This is a genomic window from Specibacter cremeus (assembly GCF_003946885.1).
Classification (GTDB): Bacteria; Actinomycetota; Actinomycetes; order Actinomycetales; family Micrococcaceae; genus Specibacter; species Specibacter cremeus.
In genome coordinates this window covers 48,818-69,875 of sequence record NZ_RWKQ01000002.1, presented here as the reverse complement: position 1 = coordinate 69,875, position 21,058 = coordinate 48,818, and the positions used below count along the sequence as shown (strand labels likewise).

Annotated in this window: 20 protein-coding genes; 8 read left to right on the top strand and 12 right to left on the bottom strand. The window is 70.6% G+C overall.

Annotated features, from left to right (window positions below; genetic code table 11):
- Positions 1 to 82: 82 nt before the first annotated feature.
- The 4 genes from EJC77_RS01025 (at position 83) to EJC77_RS01010 (ending at position 3,521) form a co-directional block, all read left to right on the top strand.
- The gene (locus EJC77_RS01025) at positions 83 to 781 is read left to right on the top strand and encodes a 3'-5' exonuclease (protein WP_125609713.1); all 699 of its coding nucleotides are present in this window, start codon (positions 83 to 85) and stop codon (positions 779 to 781) included.
- Between the two features lie 305 nt (positions 782 to 1,086).
- Entirely contained in the window at positions 1,087 to 2,016 is a 930-nt protein-coding gene (locus tag EJC77_RS01020; RefSeq protein ID WP_125609712.1) for an ABC transporter substrate-binding protein, read from the top strand.
- A 10-nt stretch (positions 2,017 to 2,026) separates the two neighbouring features.
- The gene (locus EJC77_RS01015) at positions 2,027 to 2,785 is read left to right on the top strand and encodes an amino acid ABC transporter permease (protein WP_125609711.1); all 759 of its coding nucleotides are present in this window, start codon (positions 2,027 to 2,029) and stop codon (positions 2,783 to 2,785) included.
- A 1-nt stretch (position 2,786) separates the two neighbouring features.
- Positions 2,787 to 3,521, top strand: coding sequence for an amino acid ABC transporter ATP-binding protein (locus tag EJC77_RS01010; RefSeq protein WP_125609710.1), 735 nt, complete (start codon positions 2,787 to 2,789; stop codon positions 3,519 to 3,521).
- Between the two features lie 4 nt (positions 3,522 to 3,525).
- On the opposite strand, the gene kynU is transcribed toward EJC77_RS01010, so the two are convergent.
- The 10 genes from kynU to hemE form a co-directional block, all read right to left on the bottom strand.
- Positions 3,526 to 4,809 carry a kynureninase gene (gene kynU, locus EJC77_RS01005; protein ID WP_205786747.1) on the bottom strand — a complete coding sequence of 428 codons (1,284 nt, stop codon included), beginning with the start codon at positions 4,807 to 4,809 and terminating at the stop codon, positions 3,526 to 3,528.
- A gap of 15 nt (positions 4,810 to 4,824) precedes the next feature.
- On the bottom strand, positions 4,825 to 5,991 hold the full coding sequence (locus EJC77_RS01000; RefSeq protein ID WP_240629613.1) for a glycoside hydrolase family 3 N-terminal domain-containing protein: 1,167 nt from the start codon (positions 5,989 to 5,991) through the stop codon (positions 4,825 to 4,827).
- Positions 5,992 to 6,430: 439 nt separating this feature from the next.
- Entirely contained in the window at positions 6,431 to 7,738 is a 1,308-nt protein-coding gene (gene hemL, locus EJC77_RS00995; protein ID WP_125609782.1) for a glutamate-1-semialdehyde 2,1-aminomutase, read from the bottom strand.
- Positions 7,738 to 8,739, bottom strand: a complete 1,002-nt coding sequence (hemB, locus tag EJC77_RS00990; RefSeq protein WP_125609709.1) for a porphobilinogen synthase — start codon at positions 8,737 to 8,739, stop codon at positions 7,738 to 7,740. Before hemB ends, hemL begins: the two co-directional genes overlap by 1 nt.
- 13 nt (positions 8,740 to 8,752) lie before the next feature.
- The gene (locus tag EJC77_RS00985) at positions 8,753 to 9,829 is read right to left on the bottom strand and encodes a uroporphyrinogen-III synthase (protein WP_125609708.1); all 1,077 of its coding nucleotides are present in this window, start codon (positions 9,827 to 9,829) and stop codon (positions 8,753 to 8,755) included.
- Positions 9,826 to 10,830 (bottom strand): hydroxymethylbilane synthase, encoded by a 1,005-nt coding sequence (hemC, locus tag EJC77_RS00980; RefSeq protein WP_125609707.1) that lies wholly within the window; start codon positions 10,828 to 10,830, stop codon positions 9,826 to 9,828. Before hemC ends, EJC77_RS00985 begins: the two co-directional genes overlap by 4 nt.
- Entirely contained in the window at positions 10,830 to 12,047 is a 1,218-nt protein-coding gene (locus EJC77_RS00975; RefSeq protein WP_125609706.1) for a ferrochelatase, read from the bottom strand. The genes hemC and EJC77_RS00975 overlap by 1 nt, the downstream gene beginning before the upstream one ends.
- Positions 12,044 to 12,757 (bottom strand): hydrogen peroxide-dependent heme synthase, encoded by a 714-nt coding sequence (hemQ, locus tag EJC77_RS00970; protein ID WP_125609705.1) that lies wholly within the window; start codon positions 12,755 to 12,757, stop codon positions 12,044 to 12,046. The genes EJC77_RS00975 and hemQ overlap by 4 nt, the downstream gene beginning before the upstream one ends.
- 74 nt (positions 12,758 to 12,831) lie before the next feature.
- Positions 12,832 to 14,391, bottom strand: coding sequence for a protoporphyrinogen oxidase (gene hemG, locus EJC77_RS00965; protein ID WP_125609704.1), 1,560 nt, complete (start codon positions 14,389 to 14,391; stop codon positions 12,832 to 12,834).
- Between the two features lie 30 nt (positions 14,392 to 14,421).
- The gene (gene hemE / locus EJC77_RS00960) at positions 14,422 to 15,483 is read right to left on the bottom strand and encodes a uroporphyrinogen decarboxylase (RefSeq protein WP_125609703.1); all 1,062 of its coding nucleotides are present in this window, start codon (positions 15,481 to 15,483) and stop codon (positions 14,422 to 14,424) included.
- A gap of 163 nt (positions 15,484 to 15,646) precedes the next feature.
- Here hemE and EJC77_RS00955 point away from each other — a divergent pair, with 163 nt between their 5' ends.
- Complete coding sequence (locus tag EJC77_RS00955) at positions 15,647 to 17,023, top strand: glutamyl-tRNA reductase (RefSeq protein WP_125609702.1); 1,377 nt, start codon at positions 15,647 to 15,649, stop codon at positions 17,021 to 17,023.
- A gap of 296 nt (positions 17,024 to 17,319) precedes the next feature.
- Here EJC77_RS00955 and moeB read toward each other — a convergent pair whose 3' ends face one another.
- Positions 17,320 to 18,513: a molybdopterin-synthase adenylyltransferase MoeB gene (gene moeB / locus EJC77_RS00950; RefSeq protein ID WP_125609701.1), complete on the bottom strand. Its 1,194-nt coding sequence runs from the start codon at positions 18,511 to 18,513 to the stop codon at positions 17,320 to 17,322.
- An 87-nt stretch (positions 18,514 to 18,600) separates the two neighbouring features.
- Here moeB and EJC77_RS00945 point away from each other — a divergent pair, with 87 nt between their 5' ends.
- Positions 18,601 to 19,254, top strand: a complete 654-nt coding sequence (locus EJC77_RS00945) for a TetR/AcrR family transcriptional regulator (RefSeq protein WP_125609700.1) — start codon at positions 18,601 to 18,603, stop codon at positions 19,252 to 19,254.
- A 13-nt stretch (positions 19,255 to 19,267) separates the two neighbouring features.
- On the opposite strand, the gene EJC77_RS00940 is transcribed toward EJC77_RS00945, so the two are convergent.
- Positions 19,268 to 20,272: an SDR family NAD(P)-dependent oxidoreductase gene (locus EJC77_RS00940; protein ID WP_125609699.1), complete on the bottom strand. Its 1,005-nt coding sequence runs from the start codon at positions 20,270 to 20,272 to the stop codon at positions 19,268 to 19,270.
- A gap of 177 nt (positions 20,273 to 20,449) precedes the next feature.
- Between EJC77_RS00940 and EJC77_RS00935 the strand changes: the two genes are divergently transcribed.
- Positions 20,450 to 20,674, top strand: coding sequence for a DUF3107 domain-containing protein (locus EJC77_RS00935; RefSeq protein WP_125609698.1), 225 nt, complete (start codon positions 20,450 to 20,452; stop codon positions 20,672 to 20,674).
- A 17-nt stretch (positions 20,675 to 20,691) separates the two neighbouring features.
- Positions 20,692 to 20,997, top strand: coding sequence for a hypothetical protein (locus EJC77_RS00930; RefSeq protein WP_125609697.1), 306 nt, complete (start codon positions 20,692 to 20,694; stop codon positions 20,995 to 20,997).
- Positions 20,998 to 21,058 lie beyond the last annotated feature (61 nt).

Genomic DNA, 21,058 nt, shown 5'->3' with positions numbered 1-21,058 from the left:
GGGTGGCAGCGTGGTTTGGCTGCGGGGTTGGCCGCATGGGTTGTCGGCGGAGTTTGTCGGTGCGGAACGGTAGCGTGAGGGCATGACTAGCTGGACAGCCCTCCCCCGTGCCGCCTTCGACCTGGAAACCACCAGCCGGGACCCCCGCGAGGCACGCATCGTGACGGCGTCGATCGTCGTGGTGCGCGGCGACGGCGAAGTGGATGACTCGTTCGAATGGCTGGCCGATCCGGGCGTGGAGATTCCGGCCGAGACCACCGAGATCCACGGCATCAGCACCGGGCACGCCCGCGCGAACGGGCGCCCCGTGGGCGAGGTCGTGGCGGAGGTCGCCGGCGCGCTGGACGCCCTGTTCGACAACGGCATCCCGGTCATCGCGTACAACGCCGCCTACGACTTCACGGTCATGGCGCATGAGGCAGCCCGGCACGGCGCCTCGACGCCGGCCCCGGCGCCGGTCATCGACCCGTACATCTGCAGCAAGCGTGTGGACCGGTACCGCAAGGGCAGCCGCACACTCGCGGCCCTGTGTGAGGAATACGGTGTGGCGCTGGACGCCGCCCACACGGCGTCGGCCGACGCGCTGGCCGCGCTGCGCCTGGCCGACCGGCTCGCGGAGAGGTTCGGTGAGCTGCGCGGCTCCGCGACAGACCTGCACGCCGCCCAGATCGGCTGGGCCCGGGAGCAGGCGGCCAACTTCCAGGAGTACCTGCGCCGCGTGAAGGACCCGGCCGCGGTCATCGAGGGCGACTGGCCCGTGCTGCCGCAGCCGCGTCCGTGAGAGTCAAATCACAGGCGCCGGAGTCGCGCAAAACGCGCGGATGCCCCGGTCATACATTCAGCCGGCGGCGCGCCCCCGGCGGGTTCGCTGCGGCCACTCCGCGTCAAACCTGTGATTAATTCCGCCCAACCGACCATCTGACGCCGATAGTTCAGTCGCGTCATGTTTTTCGCGCGGCTGACATAATTTAGTTCGGCGGGTTGAGCTCTGGTATCGCACCACCAGCACCTGGGGGACGCTCTCCGCCCCTCGCACCACCCGGACCGCGTCACGGTTCGGGCTCCTGTTATGAAAGTGAACGCTTGATGAAGAAATCTGCCCTGAAATGGCTCTCGACCGTTCCGGTCGCCGTCGCACTGGCCTTCTCGCTGGCCGCCTGCGGTGGTTCGAACGCCAGCGGCAGCGGCACGCCGACGAACGCGCTGGCCGGCAGCGACCAGCAGTCGCTGGACCGCTACACGACGGCGAACGTCACCCCGCTGGGTGCGATCGATACGTCCAAGCTCGGCCTGCAGACGCCCGGCACCCTCACCGTCGGCACGCTCTCGGATGCCCCGCCGAACATCTTCATCGACAAGTCCGGCAAGTTCACCGGCTATGACAACGAGCTGCTGCGCGCCATCGCCGACAAGCTGAAACTGAAGGTCGAGTTCAAGTCCACGGACTTCTCCGCGCTGCTGTCGCAGGTGGCGAACAAGCAGTTCGACCTCGGCTCCTCCTCGATCTCGACGACGGACGCCCGCCGCAAGACGGTTGGTTTCACGAACGGCTACGACTTCGGCTACATGGCCGTCGTCGCCAAGAAGGACTCGGCCGTCAAGGGTTTCAAGGACTTGAGCGCCAAAACCCGCATCGCCGTGGTTCAGGGTACCGTCCAGGACGACTATGTGACCAACACGCTCAAGCTTGAGCCGGTCCGATTCTCGGACTACAACACCGCCTACGCCAACCTGAAGAACGGACAGGTTGACGCCTGGGTGGCCCCGTCCCAGCAGGCCAGCGGCCAGGTCAAGGACGGCGACGGCACCGCCATCGTGGAATCCGTGGTCAATACCCAGAACTTCACCGCCTACGCCGTGAATGCCCAGAACCAGCCGCTGATCGACGCGCTCAACTCCGCTTTGGATGCCGTGATCGACGACGGCACCTGGAGCAAGTTGACCAAGGAGTGGTACCCGAAGCGCGAGACGCCGAAGAACTGGACGCCCGGTTCAAAGGCCGTCAAGCTTTCCTGAGGACGCCTGAGTGGACACCCTCCAGCAGTTCCTTGACACCTTCTTTGACTGGCAGGCGATGGGCCAGGTCCTCCCGACCATGCTCACCGTCGGCCTGACCAACACGCTCATCCTGGCCGCCTCGTCGGCGATCCTGGGCTCGATCCTGGGCCTGGTCCTGGCGGTCATGGGCATCTCCCGCAACCCGGTGCCGCGGTGGATCGCACGCATCTACACGGACGTTTTCCGGGGCCTGCCCGCGATCCTGGTGATCGTCGTGATCGGGATCGGGCTGGGGCCGATCTTCCGCCACCTGACGGGCGTCACCAGTCCGTTCCCGATGGGCGTGCTCGCCCTGACGCTCATGGCGGCGGCCTACATCGGCGAGATCTTCCGGTCCGGCATTCAAAGTGTGGACAAGGGACAGCTGGAGGCGTCCCGCGCCCTCGGCTTCAGTTACGGGCATTCGATGACGCTCGTCGTCATCCCGCAGGGCATCCGGCGTGTGCTGCCTGCCCTGGTCAACCAGCTCATCGCCCTGATCAAGGACTCCTCACTGGTCTACATGCTCGGCCTGATGTCCGGCGAGCGGGAGATCTACCGCATCGGCAACGACGCGGCGGCGAACACCGGCAACCTGTCCCCCCTGATCGCCGCCGGCCTGCTCTACCTGTGCCTCACCGTCCCGCTGACGCACCTGGTCAACTACATCGACAACCGGCTGCGCACCGGGCGCCCGGAGCGGGTCGAACCGGACGAGGCGGCCGCCGTCGTCGGAAAGGGTGCCTGAGATGACCACCGCCTCCGGTTCGCTGACAGCGACCAACATCCACCTGTCCTTCGGCGCCAACCATGTGCTGCGCGGCATCGACCTGCACGTGCCGCAGGGAACGACGACGTCGGTCATCGGCCCGTCCGGTTCCGGCAAGTCCACGCTGCTGCGCGTCATGAACCGGCTGATCGAACCCGACCAGGGCGACATCGCACTGGACGGCCGCTCCGTGCTCAAGGACAACCCGGACGAGCTGCGCCGGCGCATCGGCATGGTGTTCCAGCAGTTCAACCTGTTCCCGCACAAGACGGTCGCCGACAACGTGTCGCTGGCGTTGCGCAAGATCCGCGGGCTGTCCCGTGATGAGGCGCGCGCCAAGGCCCTTGACCAGCTCGACATGGTGGGCCTGAAGCACAAGGCCGACGCCCGGCCGGCCAACCTGTCCGGCGGCCAACAGCAGCGCGTGGCGATAGCCCGCGCCCTGGCCATGGAGCCGGCGGTCATGTTCTTCGACGAGGCCACGTCCGCGCTGGACCCGGAGCTCGTCAAGGGGGTCCTGGCGCTCATGACCGACCTGGCCAAGGGCGGCATGACCATGGTCGTGGTCACGCACGAGATGGGTTTCTCCCGCAACGTCTCCGACTCGGTCACGTTCATGGACGGCGGCGTCGTCGTGGAGACCGGCCGCCCCGACGAGCTGTTCGAGGCGCCCACGACGGACCGGCTGCGGAATTTCCTCTCCGACGTGCTGTAGGACGTCAGGTGACGGCGTTGCGGACCTGGAATTCCGGCGCATCCCACGCGCGCGAGTCCAGGATGCTGCGCAGCGTTTCCACGGCATCCCACACGTCCGCGTACCCGAGGTACAGCGGCGTGATGCCGAAACGCAGCACATGCGGTTCGCGGTAATCGCCGATCACGCCGCGGGCGATCAGGGCGGCCATGACCGCGTATCCCTCCGGATGCCGGAAGCTCACGTGGCTGCCGCGCCGGGCATGGTTCCGGGGCGTGACGAGCTCCAAGGGGTGGGCTCCACACCGCCGCTCCACGAGGTCGATGAACAGGTCCGTCAACGCCAGCGACTTCGCCCGGACCGCCCCGGCGTCCGCGGCCAGCATGATGTCCAATCCGGTCTCCACCATGGCCAGCGACGTGATCGGCTGCGTGCCGCACAGGAACCGGTCGATGCTGTCTGCCGGCGTGTACGAATCGGCCATGGCGAACGGGCGCTCATGCGACCACCACCCGGACAGCGGCTGCCAGAACCGGTCCTGGTGCCGGGCGTCGACCCAGATGAACGCCGGCGATCCGGGCCCGCCGTTCAGGTACTTGTACGTGCACCCCACCGCGTAGTCCGCGCCGGCGTCGTTCAGGTCCACCGGCACGGCCCCGGCCGCGTGCGCCAGGTCCCAGATCACCAACGCGCCGTGTGCGTGGGCTTGGGCGGTCACCTGGGCCATGTCCCACATCGCCCCGGTGCGGTAGTTGACATGGGAAAGCGCGACGACGGCCACGTCGCCTCCCAGCGCACGGTCCAGCGGCACTTCCTCGTCGATGAGCCGCACCTCGTACCGGGTCCCGGTTTCCGCGGCCACCGAGTTCAGGAAGTCGGCCAGCCCCTCGGCGATGTAGATGTCCGTGGGGAAGTTGTCGCGTTCGGTCACGATGACCCGCTTGCCCGGGTGGTCGGCCTGCTGGATGCGCAACGCGGAGGCCAGCGCCTTGAACAGGTTCAGGCTGGTCGTGTCCGTGACGACACACTCTCCCGCGCGGCCGCCGAGGAGCCCGGCCAGCTTGTCGCCGAGCCGGCCCGGCAGCTCGAACCAGCCGGCCGTGTTCCAGCTGCGGATCAGTCCGGTGCCCCACTCGTCCGCAACGACCGCCTGGGCCCGTTCCAGCGCCCCGACCGGACGGGGCCCCAACGAGTTTCCGTCCAGGTAGATGACGCCCTCCGGCAGCAGGAACTTCGCCCGGAACGGCGCCAAGGGGTCGGCGGCGTCGGCGGCCAGGCAGTCGTCACGGGTGGACAAGGCGAGGGTCATGACCCCACGATAGCGCTACTGCCCGGCCTTCACCTGCAACACCTTCAGTGCCGCGGCGTTGACCATCGACAGGAACGACGGGCTGGTCTGCGCCAGGTGCAGCAGGTACCAGTACATCGGGGAAATGCTGGGCGGAGCGGCGCACAACACCATGGTGCCCCCGGCGTTGATGAAGTTTGCGGCCCGCACGCCCAGGCTCCAGGGGGCGAGCTGCTGGGCGTTGCACAGATCGTCGGAGAGGATGATGCCGGTGAAGTGGTCGTCGCCGCGCAGGATGGTCTGCATGAGAACCGACGAGAACGCCCCCAGCTTGCCGGACCGGTTGTCGATCTTGTCGTAGTAGGCGCTGGAGACCATGACCCATCGGGCGCCGTCGTTGATGGCCGTCTTGTAAGGCAGCATGTAGGAGTCGTAGCGCGTGGTCACGGTGTCGTGCACGTTCGATGACGTATCCGTGTTCAACGTGACCCGGCCCAGTCCGGGGAAGTGCTTGATGGCGGGCGCGACGAACCCGTCCTTGAGGCCGGCGGCGAAGGCGTTGCCCTCGGTGGAGACCACCTGCGGAGTGTACCCGTACTCACGTTCGTAGTAGCCGATCGGCGGGTTGTTCGGGGCGAAGGCTGCACTCGGGACCGTGTCCAGGACGGGCGCCAGATCCACGTGGACGCCGGCCCAGCGCAGCTGGTTGCCCCAGTTCTTCGCATCGGCACGCAGCATGGCCGGCGCAATGGCACCCTGGGCCAGCGCCGTGGGGATCTTGGAGAACCCGGGACCGTTGAGGACCTGGACGTAGCCGCCCTCCTGGTCGGTGGCCACGGCCAGCGCCACCCCGGAGGTGGTGGCCTGCGAGACCGTGTCCGTCATCTTCTTCACGACGGCCAGGGTCGGGTTAATGCCGGCGTAGGAGCGCCCGCCCAGGTACACGTTCCCCACATGGAAATTGATCAAGTCCGACATCGTGTTCGCGTCGGCGCCGGTGGCTGCGGACTTGGCCATGAACAGCTGGCCGATGCGTTGCTGCAGGGTCATGGACGCCAGTTGCTGCGCCGGCGTCAGTGTCGTGGTCTGCGCTGCCTGTTTCGCGGCGGCCGGGGTCAGACCCAGGGCCGGCGCCGATCCGAGGAATGGAACTGCGGCCAAGAGGGCGGCACAGATCGCGGTCTGCTTGAGAAATGGACGCATGATGCACACGGCTTCGACGACGGGACCTATAGGCGAATCCTACGCCTGGCCCGGCTCACCGGCACCCGCGGAATCCATAACGAACCGGTTGCACGCACCCCGCGCTCTGGCCCACTGCGTGGCTGCGACCTGGCATCGCCGCGCGGGGCTGTTTTGCGCACACCTGTCCCGTGGGTCCGGCTATTTCCGCCGGGTCCGGGTGGGTGGCCGGGGCCCCGGCGACCCAAGTAGGGCGCAGTTAAGCACCAAAACCGGGGGGAATACGTGCTTAAGTGCGCCCTACTTGGGTCGCGGACGCCACGAGTAATGTCTTCGATACGGGGGTCACATGGCCGGGCCTCGACACGCTCGGCCACCACACGACGCGACAGTCGAGGGGTGAGCGGATGGGGGAATCCAGGTCGGACTCGCCCACCCGCTCACCCCTCACCGGCTTGGGTTACCGCGTGGCGGCCGCCGCGGCCCGCGCCGCCGCGGGAAGCGCCTCGACGACGCGGTTCATGGCCGCGTCGTCGTGCGCGGCGGACAGGAACCAGGCCTCGAACACGCTCGGCGGCAGGTATACCCCGGCGTCCAGCATCGAGTGGAAGAACGGCGCGTACCGGAACACCTCCTGGGCCTGCGCGTCGGCGTAGTTGTGGACGCCGGAGGCCGACGTCCCGAAGGCCACCGAGAACAGGTTCCCGGCGCGCTGGATCGAGTGGTCCACGCCCTCCGTGGACAGGGCGGCGGACACGGCCGCGGACAGTTCCAGGGAGCGCGCGTCCACCGTCGCGTACACGGACGCCGTGGCCGCGGTCAGCGTGGCCACGCCGGCGGCCATGGCCACCGGGTTCCCGGACAGCGTGCCGGCCTGGTACACGGGACCCAACGGCGCCAGGTATTCCATGACGTCCGCGCGGCCGCCGAGCGCCGCCGTCGGAAGTCCGCCGCCGATCACCTTGCCGAACGTGAACAGGTCAGGCGTCCACCCTTCCGTCATGCCTGTCAGGCCCCAGTACCCGGCCGGGCCGGTGCGGAAGCCGGTCAGGACCTCGTCGTAGATGAGCAGCGCGCCGTGCGCGGCGGTGAGGCGCGACAACCCCGCATTGAAGCCCTCGCCCGGGGTGACGACGCCCATGTTGGCCGGCGCCGCCTCGGTGATGACGGCCGCGATCGAGTCCCCGTGCGTGGCAAACGCGGCCTCGACGGCGGCCAGGTCGTTGTACGGCAGCACGAGCGTCTCGGCGGCCGTGGCGGCCGTGACGCCGGCCGAGCCGGGCAGGGCGAGGGTGGCCAGGCCGGAGCCGGCGGCGGCGAGCAGCCCGTCCAGGTGGCCGTGGTAGCAGCCGGCGAACTTGATGATGAGGTTGCGGCCGGTGAAGCCACGGGCCAGCCGGACGGCGGTCATGGTCGCCTCGGTGCCGGTGGAGACCATGCGCAGGCGTTCGACGGCGGGCACGCGTCCCTGCACGAGCGCGGCCAGTTCGCTTTCGGCGGGCGTGGAGGCGCCGAAGCTCAGCCCGTGGTCGACGGCGGCGTGCACGGCGGCCAGCACGTCCGGGTGGGAGTGCCCCAGCAGCGCCGGGCCCCACGAGCAGACCAGGTCCACGTAGTCCCGGCCCTCCGAGTCGGTCAGGTGGGCGCCCTTGGCGTTGACCATGAACCGGGGCGTGCCGCCCACGGACCCGAAGGCGCGCACGGGCGAGTTCACCCCGCCCGGCATGAGGGACTTGGCCCGGTCGAAGAGTTCGTCGGAACTGGTGATCACTTGGTGCCCTTCTCGATGGTGGTCCCCCGCAGCCAGCCGGCCAGTTCGGCGGCCCAGTAGGTGAGGATCATGTTGGCCCCCGCGCGCTTGATGCTGAGCACGGATTCCTCGATGGCGCGGCGGCGGTCGATCCAGCCGTTCGCGGCCGCGGCCTCGATCATGGCGTACTCGCCGGAGATCTGGTACGCGGCGACCGGCACCGGCGACTCCGCGGCCACGTCGGCCAGGATGTCCAGGTAGCTCATGGCCGGCTTGACCATGATGATGTCGGCGCCCTCGGCCAGGTCCAGCTCGACCTCGGCCATGGCCTCGCGACGGTTGCCCGGGTCCATCTGGTAGGTGCGGCGGTCGCCCTGCAGTTGCGAGTCGACGGCCTCCCGGAAGGGCCCGTAGAACGCGGACGCATACTTGGCCGCGTAGGCCAGCACGGACACGTCCTGGAATCCGGCCTCATCCAGGGCTTCGCGGATCACGCCGACCTGGCCGTCCATCATGCCGGACGGGGCCACGACGTGCGCGCCGGCCCGGGCCTGGGCGACGCCCATCTTCGCGTAGATCTCCAGCGTCGCGTCGTTGTCGACCCGGCCGGCGTCGTCGAGCACGCCGCAGTGGCCGTGGTCGGTGAACTCGTCCAGGCATAGGTCGCTCATGACCACCAGGGAGTCGCCCACGGCGGCCCGCACCTCGGCGATGGCACGGTTCAGCACGCCGTCGGGGTCCAGTGAGGCGGAGCCGACGGCGTCGCGCACGGCCGGGATGCCGAACAGCATGATGCCGCCCAGGCCCAGGTCGACGGCCTGCCGTGCAGCCGCCACGAGGGTCTCGGTGGTGTGCTGGACGACGCCGGGCATTGACGTGATCGGCGACGGCTCGGTCAGGCCCTCCCGGATGAACACGGGCAGGATCAGGTCGGCCGGCGCCAGTGTGTATTCGGCGACGAGCCGGCGCATTGCGGGGGTGCTGCGCAGGCGGCGCGGGCGTTGGGCGGGGAAACTCACGGGGGACTCCAGTTCAGGGGTTCGGTTCCAGCGAAGGCTGTGATTCATGGAAAGCGGCCACGAGCGCGGCGACAATGCCCGCGGGCGTGGGGTGCTCGGCGGTCGCGGCCACGGCCAGACCCAGCCGCTCGGCCTCCCGCCGGGTCGGCTGCCCGATCGCCACGATGCGGCAGCCGTCCGGCAGCGGCGCCAGGGTCTCGGCCACGCGCCGGGCGGCGCTGCCGGAGGCAAGGACGACGGCGTTGATGCGGCCCGCGCGCACGTCACCGGCCGCCTCGGCCGTGGTGAGCATGGGGTGGTCGCCGGCGGCGCCCCCGCCGCCGGCCGCCAGCCGGGCGGTGAGCCGCAGGTCCGCGGACGCGGGATGGTCGACCGTGCGGTACGCGGTGACGACGTCGGCCGTCCAGCCCCTGGCCGTGATCCCGTCGACGAGGGTCGGCTCGGCCAGGTTCGACTGCGGCAGCAGCACCCGGCCCGGCCCCTCCTTCTCGGGCCACAGGGCGACGAGCCCTGCCGCCGACTGCACATCGACAGGGGCCAGGTCCACCCGGACACCCTCGGCCGCCAGCACGGCGACGGACGTCGGCCCGATGGTGGCCACGGACGTCCCGGCGGGGACAAGGGCGGCAAGCGACGCGCCGTGGGCGTCGCACCACTGCTTGAGCGCCCGCACGGTGGTGATGGAACTGATGACGAGCCACCGGTACTCACCCGATTGAAGCCGCCGAAGTGAGGAACCCAGCGCATCCTGGTCAGCCGTCTCGAAGTCGATCACGGGCACGAGCACCGGCTCGGCCCCGGCCGCCGCCAACGCGTCGGCCAGCGCCCCGGCCCGGTCGGCGGAGCGTGTCACCGCCACCCGGAGGCCGGCGATTGAGCCCGTCGAAATCCCGGGGTCCTTGGTCTCGACAAGCTCGACCACCGGAACGGTGATTGAGCCCGTCGAAATCCCGGCCGGGGCCTCGACAAGCTCGACCACCGGGGCCTCGACAAGCTCGACCACCGGAACGGTGATTGAGCCCGTCGAAATCCCGGGGTCCTTGGTCTCGACAAGCTCGACCACCGGAGGCTCGACCACCGGATCGGTCATTTCGACGTGCCGGCCAGGTCCGCGAGGTCGCCGGCGCCGTCGGCGAGCAGTTGCTCGGCGAGCTCGATCCCCAACAGCGTGGCGCCCACGTCGGTGAGCCCGTCGGTGGCTTTCTTCAGGCGCAGCGAGCGCTGCCCGTCGAGGGAGCAGACGACGGCCTCGAGGTGGAGCATGCTGCCCTTGCGGAACGCGTAAGCTCCGACGGGCGCGGCGCAGCCGGCCTCGAGCCGTGCGAGCAGGGCCCGTTCGGCGGTGACGGACAACCGGGTGTCGGTGTCGTCGACGGCGGCCAGCGCCTGGGCGAGCACCGCCGTGGAGCCGTGGGCGGCGGAGTCCTCGGAGCGGCATTCGACGGCCAGGGCGCCCTGCCCGGGGGCCGGGAGCATGACGGCCGGTTCGAGGAATTCGCCGACCGCGTCGAGCCGGCCGAGGCGGCTGAGCCCGGCCGCGGCCAGGACGACGGCGTCGAGGTCGCCGGTCTTGCCGGGCATGACGGGCGCCTCCGGGTTCCCGGGCAGGCCGGGGACGCGGGCGAGCCGGGTGTCGACGTTGCCGCGGATGTCCATGATCCGCAGGTCCGGGCGGGCGGCGAGCAGCTGTGCGGCGCGGCGGGGGGAGCCGGTGCCGACCTTCGCGCCCTGGGGCAGGCCGGTCAGGGACAGCCCGTCGCGGGAGCACAGCGCATCGCGTGGGTCGACGCGGGCGGGGATGGCGGCCATGGTCAGGCCGGGAGCCGCCGCCGTCGGCAGGTCCTTGAGCGAGTGCACGGCCACGTCGACGCGGCCGTCCAGCACTGCCGCCCGCAGGGCGGTGGCGAACACGCCCGTGCCGCCCATCTGGGACAGCGAACCCGTGAGCACATCCCCGTCGGTGCGGACCGTGACGAGGTCGGCGGCGAACCCGCCGACGGCGGCCAGCCGGTCGGCGATCTGTTGCGTCTGGCCCATGGCCAGCTTGCTGCCGCGCGTGCCGAACTTCACGGCGGTTGCGGTCGCCACCATCAACGCCCCGCCTCAGCGGGCACTGACTTGTCCACCACGGGACCCGCCACCAGGCCGATCGTGCTGCCGTGTTCGGCGATGGCCGGCTTCTCGCCGCGGAAGTTCTGCGAGCAGCCGGCGGGGGCCACGTCGTACCAGGGGCCCAGGTCGGTCATGGCCGGTCGGTCGTTGATGTGGTTTTCGATGGTGCGTTCACAGATGAGGTCCACGAGTCCGGCAACGAACAACGGGCTCGTGCCCGGGGTCGGGGCGCGGTCGAAGGCCAGGCCGAGTCCGGCGCAGGTTTCCTTCGCCTCCGTGTCGAGGTCCCAGACGACCTCCATGTGGTCGCTGACGAAGCCGAGCGGCACGACGACGACGCCCTTCACGCCCTTGCCGGCGAGGTCGGCGATCGCGTCGTTGATGTCGGGCTCGAGCCACGGCACGTGCGGGGCGCCGGAGCGGGACTGGTACACGAGCGACCAGTCCGGGGCCGGGCCGGCGGTGTCCGCGGCAATGGACGCCATGACGCGGCGGGCGACGGCCAGGTGCTGGGCCACGTACGCGGAACCCTGCTCAAAGGAGCGCGGCTCGTCCACCGACCGTCCCGCGGCCTGCGCGTCGCGGGTCGGGATGGAGTGCGTGGAGAACAGCACGTGCACGGGTGCGTCGGGCGTGCCGGCGGCGGCCAGGTCGGCGCGGACCTTGGCCAGCGACGCGGCCGTGCCCTCGATGAACGGCTCCACGAAGCCGGGGTGGTCGAAGTATTGGCGCACCTTGTCGACGGCCAGCTTGCCGTCCAGCCCCAGGGACGTCAGCGCCATGCCGATGTCCTCCCGATACTGCCGGTCACTGGAATAACAGGTGTACGCGCTCGTGGTGACCATCAGGATCTGGCGGTGGCCGTCGTCGTAGGCGTCCTGCAGCGTTTGCGGAATGTACGGGTCCCAGTTGCGGTTGCCCCACAGCACCGGCAGGTTGATGTTGCGCGCGGCCAATTCGGCCTCCAGCGCCGCCTTCAGCGCCCGGTTCTGCGCGTTGATGGGGCTGATGCCGCCGTTCGCCCGGTAGTGGTGGCTGACTTCCTCGAGCCGTTCGTCCGGGATGCCGCGTCCGCGCGTGACGTTGCGCAGGAACGGGAGGACGTCGTCCTGGCCCTCGGGACCGCCGAAGGAGGCGAGCAGGACGGCGTCATAGTGCTTGGGGGCGACCTTGTGAAGATCGACGGCGGTACTCACCGGAGCACCTCGGCGACGGCGGCGGCGTCGATGCGCCGGCCGGTGTAGAACGGGATCTCCTCGCGCACGTGCATGCGGGCGTCGGTGGCGCGCAGGTGGCGCATCATGTCGACGAGTTCGGTCAGGTCGTCGGATTCCAGGCCCAGCAGCCACTCCCAGTCGCCCAGCGCGAACGCGGAGACGGTGTTGGCGAGCACCTGCGGGAAGTCGCGTCCGAGCAGGCCGTGGTCGCGCAGCATGCGGGAACGTTCGTCGGCCGGCAGGATGTACCAGTTGTAGGAGCGCACGAACGGGTACACGCACACCCAGCCCTTGGGGGCGGCGTCGCGCATGTACGCCGGGCCGTGGTTCTTGGCGAACTCGGCCTCGCGGTGCACGCCCATGGCGGACCAGGCGATCGCGGTGTTCGCGAACAGGTCGCTGCGTCGGATGTCGCGCACGGCCTGCTGCAGGCCCTCGGCGTTCGGCCCGACCAGCCACACCATGACGTCGGCGTCATTGCGCATGGCGGACACGTCGTAGGTGCCGCGCACCGTGATCCCGGAGTCGGCCAGCGACGCCGTCAGGCCCTCGAAGGCCGCGACGGCCTGCCCGTTGCCGGCGGCCGGCAGGCCCGTGCGCTTGAAGACGGTCCACAGCGTGAACGGCGTCTGCGCCGATTCCGCGGCCCCGGAAGTTTTAGTGACAGATTCGGCAGAAGTGTGGCTCATGGCTTCAAGTGTGCACCGATTCGGCCCGAAAACTGAAACCCGATTTCTCTACAGCATGTAGAAAGTGGTGAAGATCACGCCGTCGTCCCGCGGCCGGCCAGCGCGGCCACGCGGGCGCGGGTATCGGCGACGACGGCGGCCAGCCCGTTCCCGGCCACCCAGCCGCCGACCACCAGCAACCCGGGCTCACGATCGGCCAGGTCACGCAGCTGCGCCATCCTGGCCTTGTGCCCGACGGCGGCGAACGGCAGGGCGCCGCGCCACCGCACCACGTCCCAGCCCAGCACGTCCGAGACACTGATGGGCGTGGCGAGCAGGATCGTGGCGTCGGCGAGCGCGTCCGCGAACAGCTCCGCGTCGCCGGGACCGCCGCCGCCCAGCCGGACGGCCTCGGAGGCCACGTCGCCGGCCCGGCCGTAGGACAGCCGCAGCACGTGCGTGCCCGGACCCGTCTCGTCGGCCAGCCACTCCCATTTGGCCGTGGCATGCGTGAGCGCCTTGGCCCTGATGCCCGGGGTTTGCGGGGCCACCAGGACGCCGGTGCCGCGCGGGGCGGCGTCCAGGTCGGGCAGGTCCACGACGAGCGTGACGAGGCGGACGTTTGGGCCGCGCTCGGGTGCCAGCGGGACGAGCGCGGGAACCTCGGCGCCGAGCAGGCGCACCACCGTGGGCCCGTCGGTGGCCAGGACAAGAACCTCGGCCTCGACGCCGCCCGGCGCCCCGGCATGGTCCCAGCCGACCGTCCACGTGCCGGCCGCCGTTCGGCTGACGACCGTGGCGGTGTGCCGCAGGCGCAGGTCGACGCCGGCCCGCTCCAGCCCGGCGACCAGGGCCTCGACCAGGACGTGCATGCCGCCGGACAGCCCGCCCACGGCCGAGCCCGGCCTGGCCGGGGCCTGGCCCGTGCCGTCCGTCTCCCCGGCGGCGCCGCGCAGTGCGGCCACGGCGGCGGCCAGCGAACCGTGCTCGCGGATGCCGGCACGCAGGCCGGGGGCCACCATGTCGACGTCGAGGAGTTCCGGATCGGCGGAGTGGACGCCCGCCACCACGGGGGCGACGAGCCGGTCCAGCACGCGCTCGCCCATGCGCGCCCGCACCAGATCGGCCACGCTGGAGGTCTTCTCCGTGGTGCCGACCGTCACGGGCAGGCGCGCATCCAGGGCGGCACGCAGCACGCCCGACCGGCCCAGGGCGGCGCGCACCTCGGGCGCGTGCACGTCGGCGGGGATGCCGAGGATGCCGGTGCGAGGCAGCGGCACCGGTCCGTCCGGCAGCGCCACCCAGGCCCCGGCCGGGTTCGGCGACACCAGCCGCCCGCCCAGGCCGAGTTCGGCGGCCAGGTCCGCGACCGCCGTCGTCCGCGTGGCAAAAGACTCGGCGCCGCTGTCAAGGCGCAGCCCGGCGACCTCGTGGACGCCGACGCAGCCGCCCCACGCCGACCCGGCCTCGAGGACCGTCACGGCATGCCCGGCCGCGGCCAGGTCGCGCGCGGCCAGCAGGCCGGAGACGCCGCCGCCGACGACGACGGCGTGCGGCCCCGCGGGCCGGTCACCGTGCCGGTGGGTGAGGCGGTGGATGAGCTGGGCGGTGGACGCTCTGCCGGACTGCTTTTCGGGACCCTGCGGGTGTTCCATGGCGCCTTCCCTGGTCGTGACGAGGCGTGGCTACGGTTCGATCGAATGGACGAGCGAGACGAGGCGGGTGAGCACGGCCGGGTCGGTGTCCGGCGGCACGCCGTGGCCCAGGTTGACGACGTGTCCGGGCGCGGCGGCGCCGGCGGCGAGCACCTCCCGCACATGCGCCTCGAGCACGTCCCACGGGGCCGAGAGCAGGGCCGGGTCGATGTTGCCCTGCAGCGGCACGCCGCCGCCGAGCCGGCGGTTGGCCTCGTCCAGCGGCAGCCGGTAGTCGACGCCGACCACATCCACGCCGACGTCGCGCATGGCGACGAGCAGCTCCGAGGTGCCCGTGCCGAAATGGACCAGCGGGGCACCCAGGTCGCGGACGTGGTCCAGGGCGCGGGCGGAGGCGGGCGCCACGTGGCCGACGTAGTCGGCCAGCCCGAGCGAGCCGGCCCAGGAGTCGAACAGCTGCCCGGCGCTGGCGCCGGCCTCAATCTGGGCGCGCAGGAACGCACCGGACGCGTCGGCGGCCCAGTCCATGAGCGCGCTCCACACCTCCGGGTCGGCGTGCATCATGGTGCGTGGGCCCAGGTGGTCGCGCGACGGCCGGCCCTCCACCATGTAGGCGGCGACGGTGAACGGGGCGCCGGCGAAGCCGATCAGGGGCGTGCCGCCCAGCTCGGCCACCGTCCGGGCCACGGCCTCCCGGATCGGTGCGAGCGCGGCGTCGGCCAGCTCCGGGAGGGCGGCGACGTCGGCGGCCGTGCGCACGGGCTTCTCGAGCACGGGCCCCACGCCGGGGACGATGTCCACGCCGACGCCGGCCAGCCGCAGCGGGATGACGATGTCGGAGAAGAAGATGGCGGCGTCAACATCGTGCCGGCGCACCGGCTGCAGCGTGATCTCGGCGGCCATGGCCGGGTCCAGGCAGGCGTCCAGCATGGTGGTGCCCTCGCGCAGCGTGCGGTATTCGGGCAGCGAGCGGCCGGCCTGGCGCATGAACCAGACGGGCCGGCGCGACGGCGTGCGGCCCCGGTAGGCGGTGATCAGCGGGGAGTCGGCGGTGCGCCCATCCAGAAGGGGGTGCGTCGGGCTCAGTGTCATGACACCAACCATACCGAGCAATCCTGCGCGTCCGGACGGGAGCATGTGCCGCCGATGACGGGCGACGGCGGCGCACGGGAGAGCAGGATCACCCACCTTTTGGTGACGGAATGGGAACAGGTGTGCATAAACCCCGCCCGGCGGGGATACGATAGGGGGCATTGTGGTTCTCTTTTCGCTCGCTGCCTCGCACGCAGACCTCGACCTGGAAACCGTCGCCCGCCTGAGCGCAGGCGCGACGGCGGTGTCCGCGTCGCTCGCCGACACCGTCCCTGAAATCGTCGGGACCGTGGAACTGGCCACCTGCAACCGGTACGAACTGTATGTGCACGCACGCTCCGCCGAGGACGTCGAAACGGCCCGCGACGCCACGTTGTCCGCCATCTCCGCCGGCAGCGGGCTCGACGCCGAGCTGGTGTCCTCCGCATTCACCATGCATCGCGGCCCGGCCGTCCCCAAACACCTGTTCTCCGTCAGCGCCGGGCTCGATTCCGCCGTCGTGGGCGAACGGGAGATCGCCGGGCAGGTGCGCCGGGCCTTGGCCGGCGCCCAGGAGGTCGGATCCACGACGCCCGCCCTCGTGCGGTTGTTCCAGGCGGCGTCCAAGACGGCCAGGGACGTCGGCGCGCGCACGGCCCTGGGCAGCCGCGGCATGTCCATCGTTTCGATCGCCCTCGACCTGGCCGCCGAGTTGCGCCAGGCACCGGACTCGCTGGGGCGCTCCGACTCGCTGCGCGGCGCCCGGGCCGTGCTGTTCGGCACCGGCGCCTACGCCGGGGCGACCATGGCGCAGCTGGCCGACCGCGGCTGCACCGACATCGCCGTCTATTCGTCCTCCGGCCGCGCCAACGATTTCACGGCGTCCCGCGGTGGCGCACCGCTCACGGACAACACGCTGCCGCTGGCCCTGGCCGGGGCGGACCTGCTGATCGGGTGCAGCGGCTCGGACCACCAGGTGGCCGCCGCGGAGGTGGCACGCGTGCGCCAGGACTCCCCCGCACCCCTGGTCGTCATTGACCTGGCGCTCAGCCACGACTTCGACCCGGCCGTCGGCGAGCTGCCCAATGTGGACCTGTTGACGCTGGAGACGGTGCGCCAGGCGGCGCCGGCCGAGCAGGAGACGACGCTCGAGGAGGCCGGCGCCATCGTGGCCGAGGCCGCGAACACGTTCGAGGCGGCACAGCACGCCCGGTCGCTGGACCATGCCATCGTCGCGCTGCGCCGGCACACCATGGCCGTGCTGGACGCCGAGATCGAGAAGATCCGCGGCCAGCACGGGTGCACGGCGGCCACGGAGCAGGTGGAGTTCGCCATGCGCCGCATGGTCCGCCAGCTGCTGCACACGCCCACGGTCCGCGCCAAGGAACTGGCCGCGGCCGGCGACGGCGACAGCTACCTGGCCGGGCTCGAGGCGCTGTACGGCATCTCGGTGGAGCCGGCCGCGTTCGAGTCCGTCGCGGCGGAGCACCTGCCGGCCGTGCCCGCTGTCGAAAGGGCTGTCGAAAGGGTTGTCGAAAAGCAGGCCCGCCGCCCGGCCTGAGCCGTGCACCGATCGAGCGTCCCGGTGATCGAGCCTGTCGAGATCTCGACAGGCTCGATCACAGCTAGACGATCCAGACCCACCCCGCCTCCGGCATCCAATGATCGATAGGTCGGGGTGCCATACCCGCGAACCCCGATCTATCGATCACTGGATGGGTGCTGTCCGGAAGGGCGCCCTGCCCGGGTCTCGACAGGCTCAGGTTTCGACAGGCTCAACCACCGCCGGGTCTCGACAGGCTCGACCACCGGGTCTCGACATGCTCAGGTTTCGACAGGCTCAACCACCGCCGGGCATCAGGACGTCGCCCCGCGCTTGGCCCACGCGTCGATGCCGCCGTCCAGATGGACGACGTCGGTGAACCCGGCCGCCTTCAGGCTCGCCAGCGCCTGGGCGCTCCTGCTCCCGGCCTTGCAGTGCAGCACCAGCGGCACCCCGCGCGGGATGCTCCCCAGCGCCGAGCCGTCCTTGATGCCGCCGAGCGGAATCAGCGTCGAGCCGGGGATGCGGGCGATCTCGAATTCCAGTGGCTCGCGCACGTCGATCAGCTCGAAGGACGCCTCACCCCGCTCCCTGGCGGCCAGGCGTGCGGCGAGGTCGTCCGCGGAGATGAGCTCGCCGTCGTCCTTCTCCCCTGCCGGCGGCAGGCCACAGAACACGTCGTAGTCGACGAGTTCGGTGATGGGCGGGGCGGCCGGGTCGGGGCTGATGCGGATTTCCCGCCAGCGGGAGGTGAGCGCGTCGACCATGAGCAGCCGGCCCAGCAGCGTCTCGCCGACGCCGGTGACCAGCTTCACGGCCTCGGTGACCATCATGGCGCCGACCGAGGCGCACAGCATGCCGAACACGCCGCCCTCCGCGCACGACGGCACGGTGCCGGGCGCGGGCGGCTCCGGGTACAGGTCGCGGTAGTTGGGCCCGTGCTTGGCCCAGAACACGCTGACCTGGCCGTCGAAGCGCAGGATGGAACCCCACACGTACGGCTTGCCGAGGATGGCGGCGGCGTCGTTGACGAGGTAGCGGGTGGCGAAGTTGTCGGTGCCGTCGAGGATCACGTCGTAGCCGGCGAAGATGTCCAGCACGTTGGAGGAGTCCAGCCGGACGTTGTGCAGCACCACGGTGACGCCCGGGTTCAGCGCCGCGACGGAGTCCCTGGCCGACTCGAGCTTGGGCCGGCCGATGTCGGCGACGGTGTGGATGACCTGGCGTTGCAGGTTGCTCAGCTCGACGTCGTCGTCGTCGACGATGCCCAGCGTGCCGACGCCGGCGGCGGCCAGGTACAGCAGGGCGGGCGAGCCGAGTCCGCCGGCGCCGATGACCAGCACCCGGGCGTTGCGCAGGCGGCGCTGGCCGTCCACGCCGATCTCCGGGATGAGCGCGTGCCGGGAGTATCGTTCCAGTTCGTCGGGGGTCAGCGGCGGCCCCGGCTCCACAAGCGCCGGAAGGGTCTGCGGGGCGGGCCGGGAAATGGTCTGGAGTACGGGTGCCATACCCTCAAATATATTCCGGCCTGATTGTTACCAATCGGTACAATGACGACAATGATCGTCTCCGGTGAAAAAGGAAGGGTGATTCCAATGACCCAAGAACTTTCCAGCGGGGGCGGCACGCCGCGCCGGGGCCCGCTGGCCCGCCTGCCACGCGACGAGCGACGCGCCCAGCTGCTCGCATCCGCGCTGGAGGTGTTCGTCGCCAACGGCTACCACGGGGCGGCCATGGATGAGATCGCCGAGACCGCGAAGGTCAGCAAGCCCGTCCTGTACCAGCACTTCCCCAGCAAGCGGGACCTGTACCTGGCCCTGCTGGACAGCCACCTGGCCGAGCTCAAGCGGATGCTGCTGGCGGCACTGGACTCTACCACCGACAACAAGTTGCGCGTGCAGGCCACCATGAAGGCGTACTTCCAGTTCATGTCCAACGACGACCAGGCGCACCGGCTCGTGTTTGAATCCGACCTGGTCAACGACCCGGACGTGGCCGCCCGGCTGGAATCGTTCAACGCCGAATACGCCGGCGCCATCGCCCGGGTCATCGCGGAGGACACGAAACTGGCCCCGGTCGAGGCGACGCTGCTGGGCCGGGCCTTGGCCGGCATGGCCCAGGTGTCCGCCCGGTACTGGCTCGAGGCCAAGGGCGACCTGGACCTCGAGGTGGCCAGCGAGCTCGTGTACCGGCTGGCGTGGCGGGGCATCAGCCGCTTCCCGAAGGAAGTGGGCCCGCCGGCCGCGTGACCCTGCGCCGGGGTCAGCCGAACGCGTTCAGCCCCGTCATCTCGGCGGACACGTCCCACAACCTGGCGGCCTGGTCCGGATCGATGGCGTGCGCGTCCACACCCGCATAGCGCGCCATGGGTGAGCCGGGATCGGTCGGCTCGGCGATGTCGCAGTCCTCGCAATAGACCCCGCCCATGCCGGCCAGTCGTGGCGAGGTGGCGGCCCAGCTGGATGTGGCCGCGCCCTGGGCCGGCGACTTGAACCCCTCCCTGAGCTTGCCGGCGTCGTCCATCCAACCCGCCGCCACCATTTCCTCCCGGGCCAGGTGCCGTTGCAGCTCCGTCATGATCCCGCCGGGATGCACGGCAAAGGCGCGCACACCGGCCCCGGCCCCCAACCTGTCAAGCTCGACGGCGAAGAGACTGTTGGCGGTCTTGGCCTGGCCGTAGGCCTGCCACTTGTCATACCCGGAGGAGAAGCCCAGGTCCTCGAACCTGATCCCGGAGATCTTGTGCCCCGTTGAGGACAGCGCCACCACGCGCCCGCCGTCCCCGGACGCCAGCGCGGGCCACAACCGGTTGACCAGCGCGAAATGGCCCAGGTGGTTCGTGGCGAACTGCGCCTCCCACCCGGGGCCGACGCGCGTCTCGGGGCAGGCCATGATGGCCGCGTTGTTGATCAGGATGTCCAGCCCGCGCCCGGAGTCCAAATAGCGTTGGGCGAAGCCCTGCACGCTTTGCTGATCGCCCAAGTCCAGGGCATCCACGTCCACCGACCGGTCCTCCGCGCCAAGGAGCCCGGCGGCGGCCAGGACCTCCCGGGCCCGGTCGGGCCTGCGGGCCGGGACCACCACCGCGGCCCCCGCATCCGCGAGCGCCTTGACGGTTTCCAGCCCCAGCCCCGAATAGCCGCCGGTGACCATGGCCGTGACACCGTCCAGGTCCAGGCCTGCCAGGACGTCGGCGGCGGTGCTGCCGTGGCCGAAGCCGGAACCGATCCTCTGCTGGGGTGTTCGCTCATACGCTGACGTGACCATGGCCGATTCCTTCGCTCTCGTCCTGCCCTGGGGACGGCCGGGGCACCGGCCGTGCACACAAGGAGGAATATACTCCGCCCCGGGCGGCAGGGCCCGGGCTCCGGCGTCCGGCAAAACCCGCACGCCCTACTAGAGTGGGTACAGCACCCGAACACCAAGCAGTACAAGGAGACCTTCGTGGAAATCAAGATCGGCGTCCAGAACATCGCCCGTGAAATCGTGCTCGAGTCCGAACAGAGCGCCGACGACGTGGCCGCGCTGGTGTCCGAGGCCCTGGCCAAGGGTGGGGAGTTGCGGCTCAAGGACGAGAAGGGCCGCATCGTGATCGTGCCCGGCCCGCAGCTCGGGTACGTGGAACTCGGCGGCGAGGAAACCCGACGCGTCGGTTTCGGCGCCCTCTAGGCCTCCGGGGGAACAGCATGCTCACCATGGTCATCGTCACGCTCGTCGCCGGGGCGTTCGGCGCCATCGCCTGGGGAACGGACTCGCGCCGGCTCGCCTATGGCGCCGCACTCCCGGCCGGCGTCGCCGTCGTGGCGGCGCTCATCGTGTGGATGATCACCACCGCCGTCGGACTGGACAAGCCGGCGTCCACGGCCTGGATCGTGTGGATCGTGCCCATGGCCGTGGGCGTCGTGGCAGCCTGGCTGACCGCCCAGGTCGTCGGCCGCACCCGTCACGCGCACGACACCGAAAAGGTCAACGAGATCCTGCGGATGCGTTGACGCGTCCGCTCACCCGACCACCACGTCGACGTTGAAGTCGGCCGGGGGTCTGGTCGTCGAG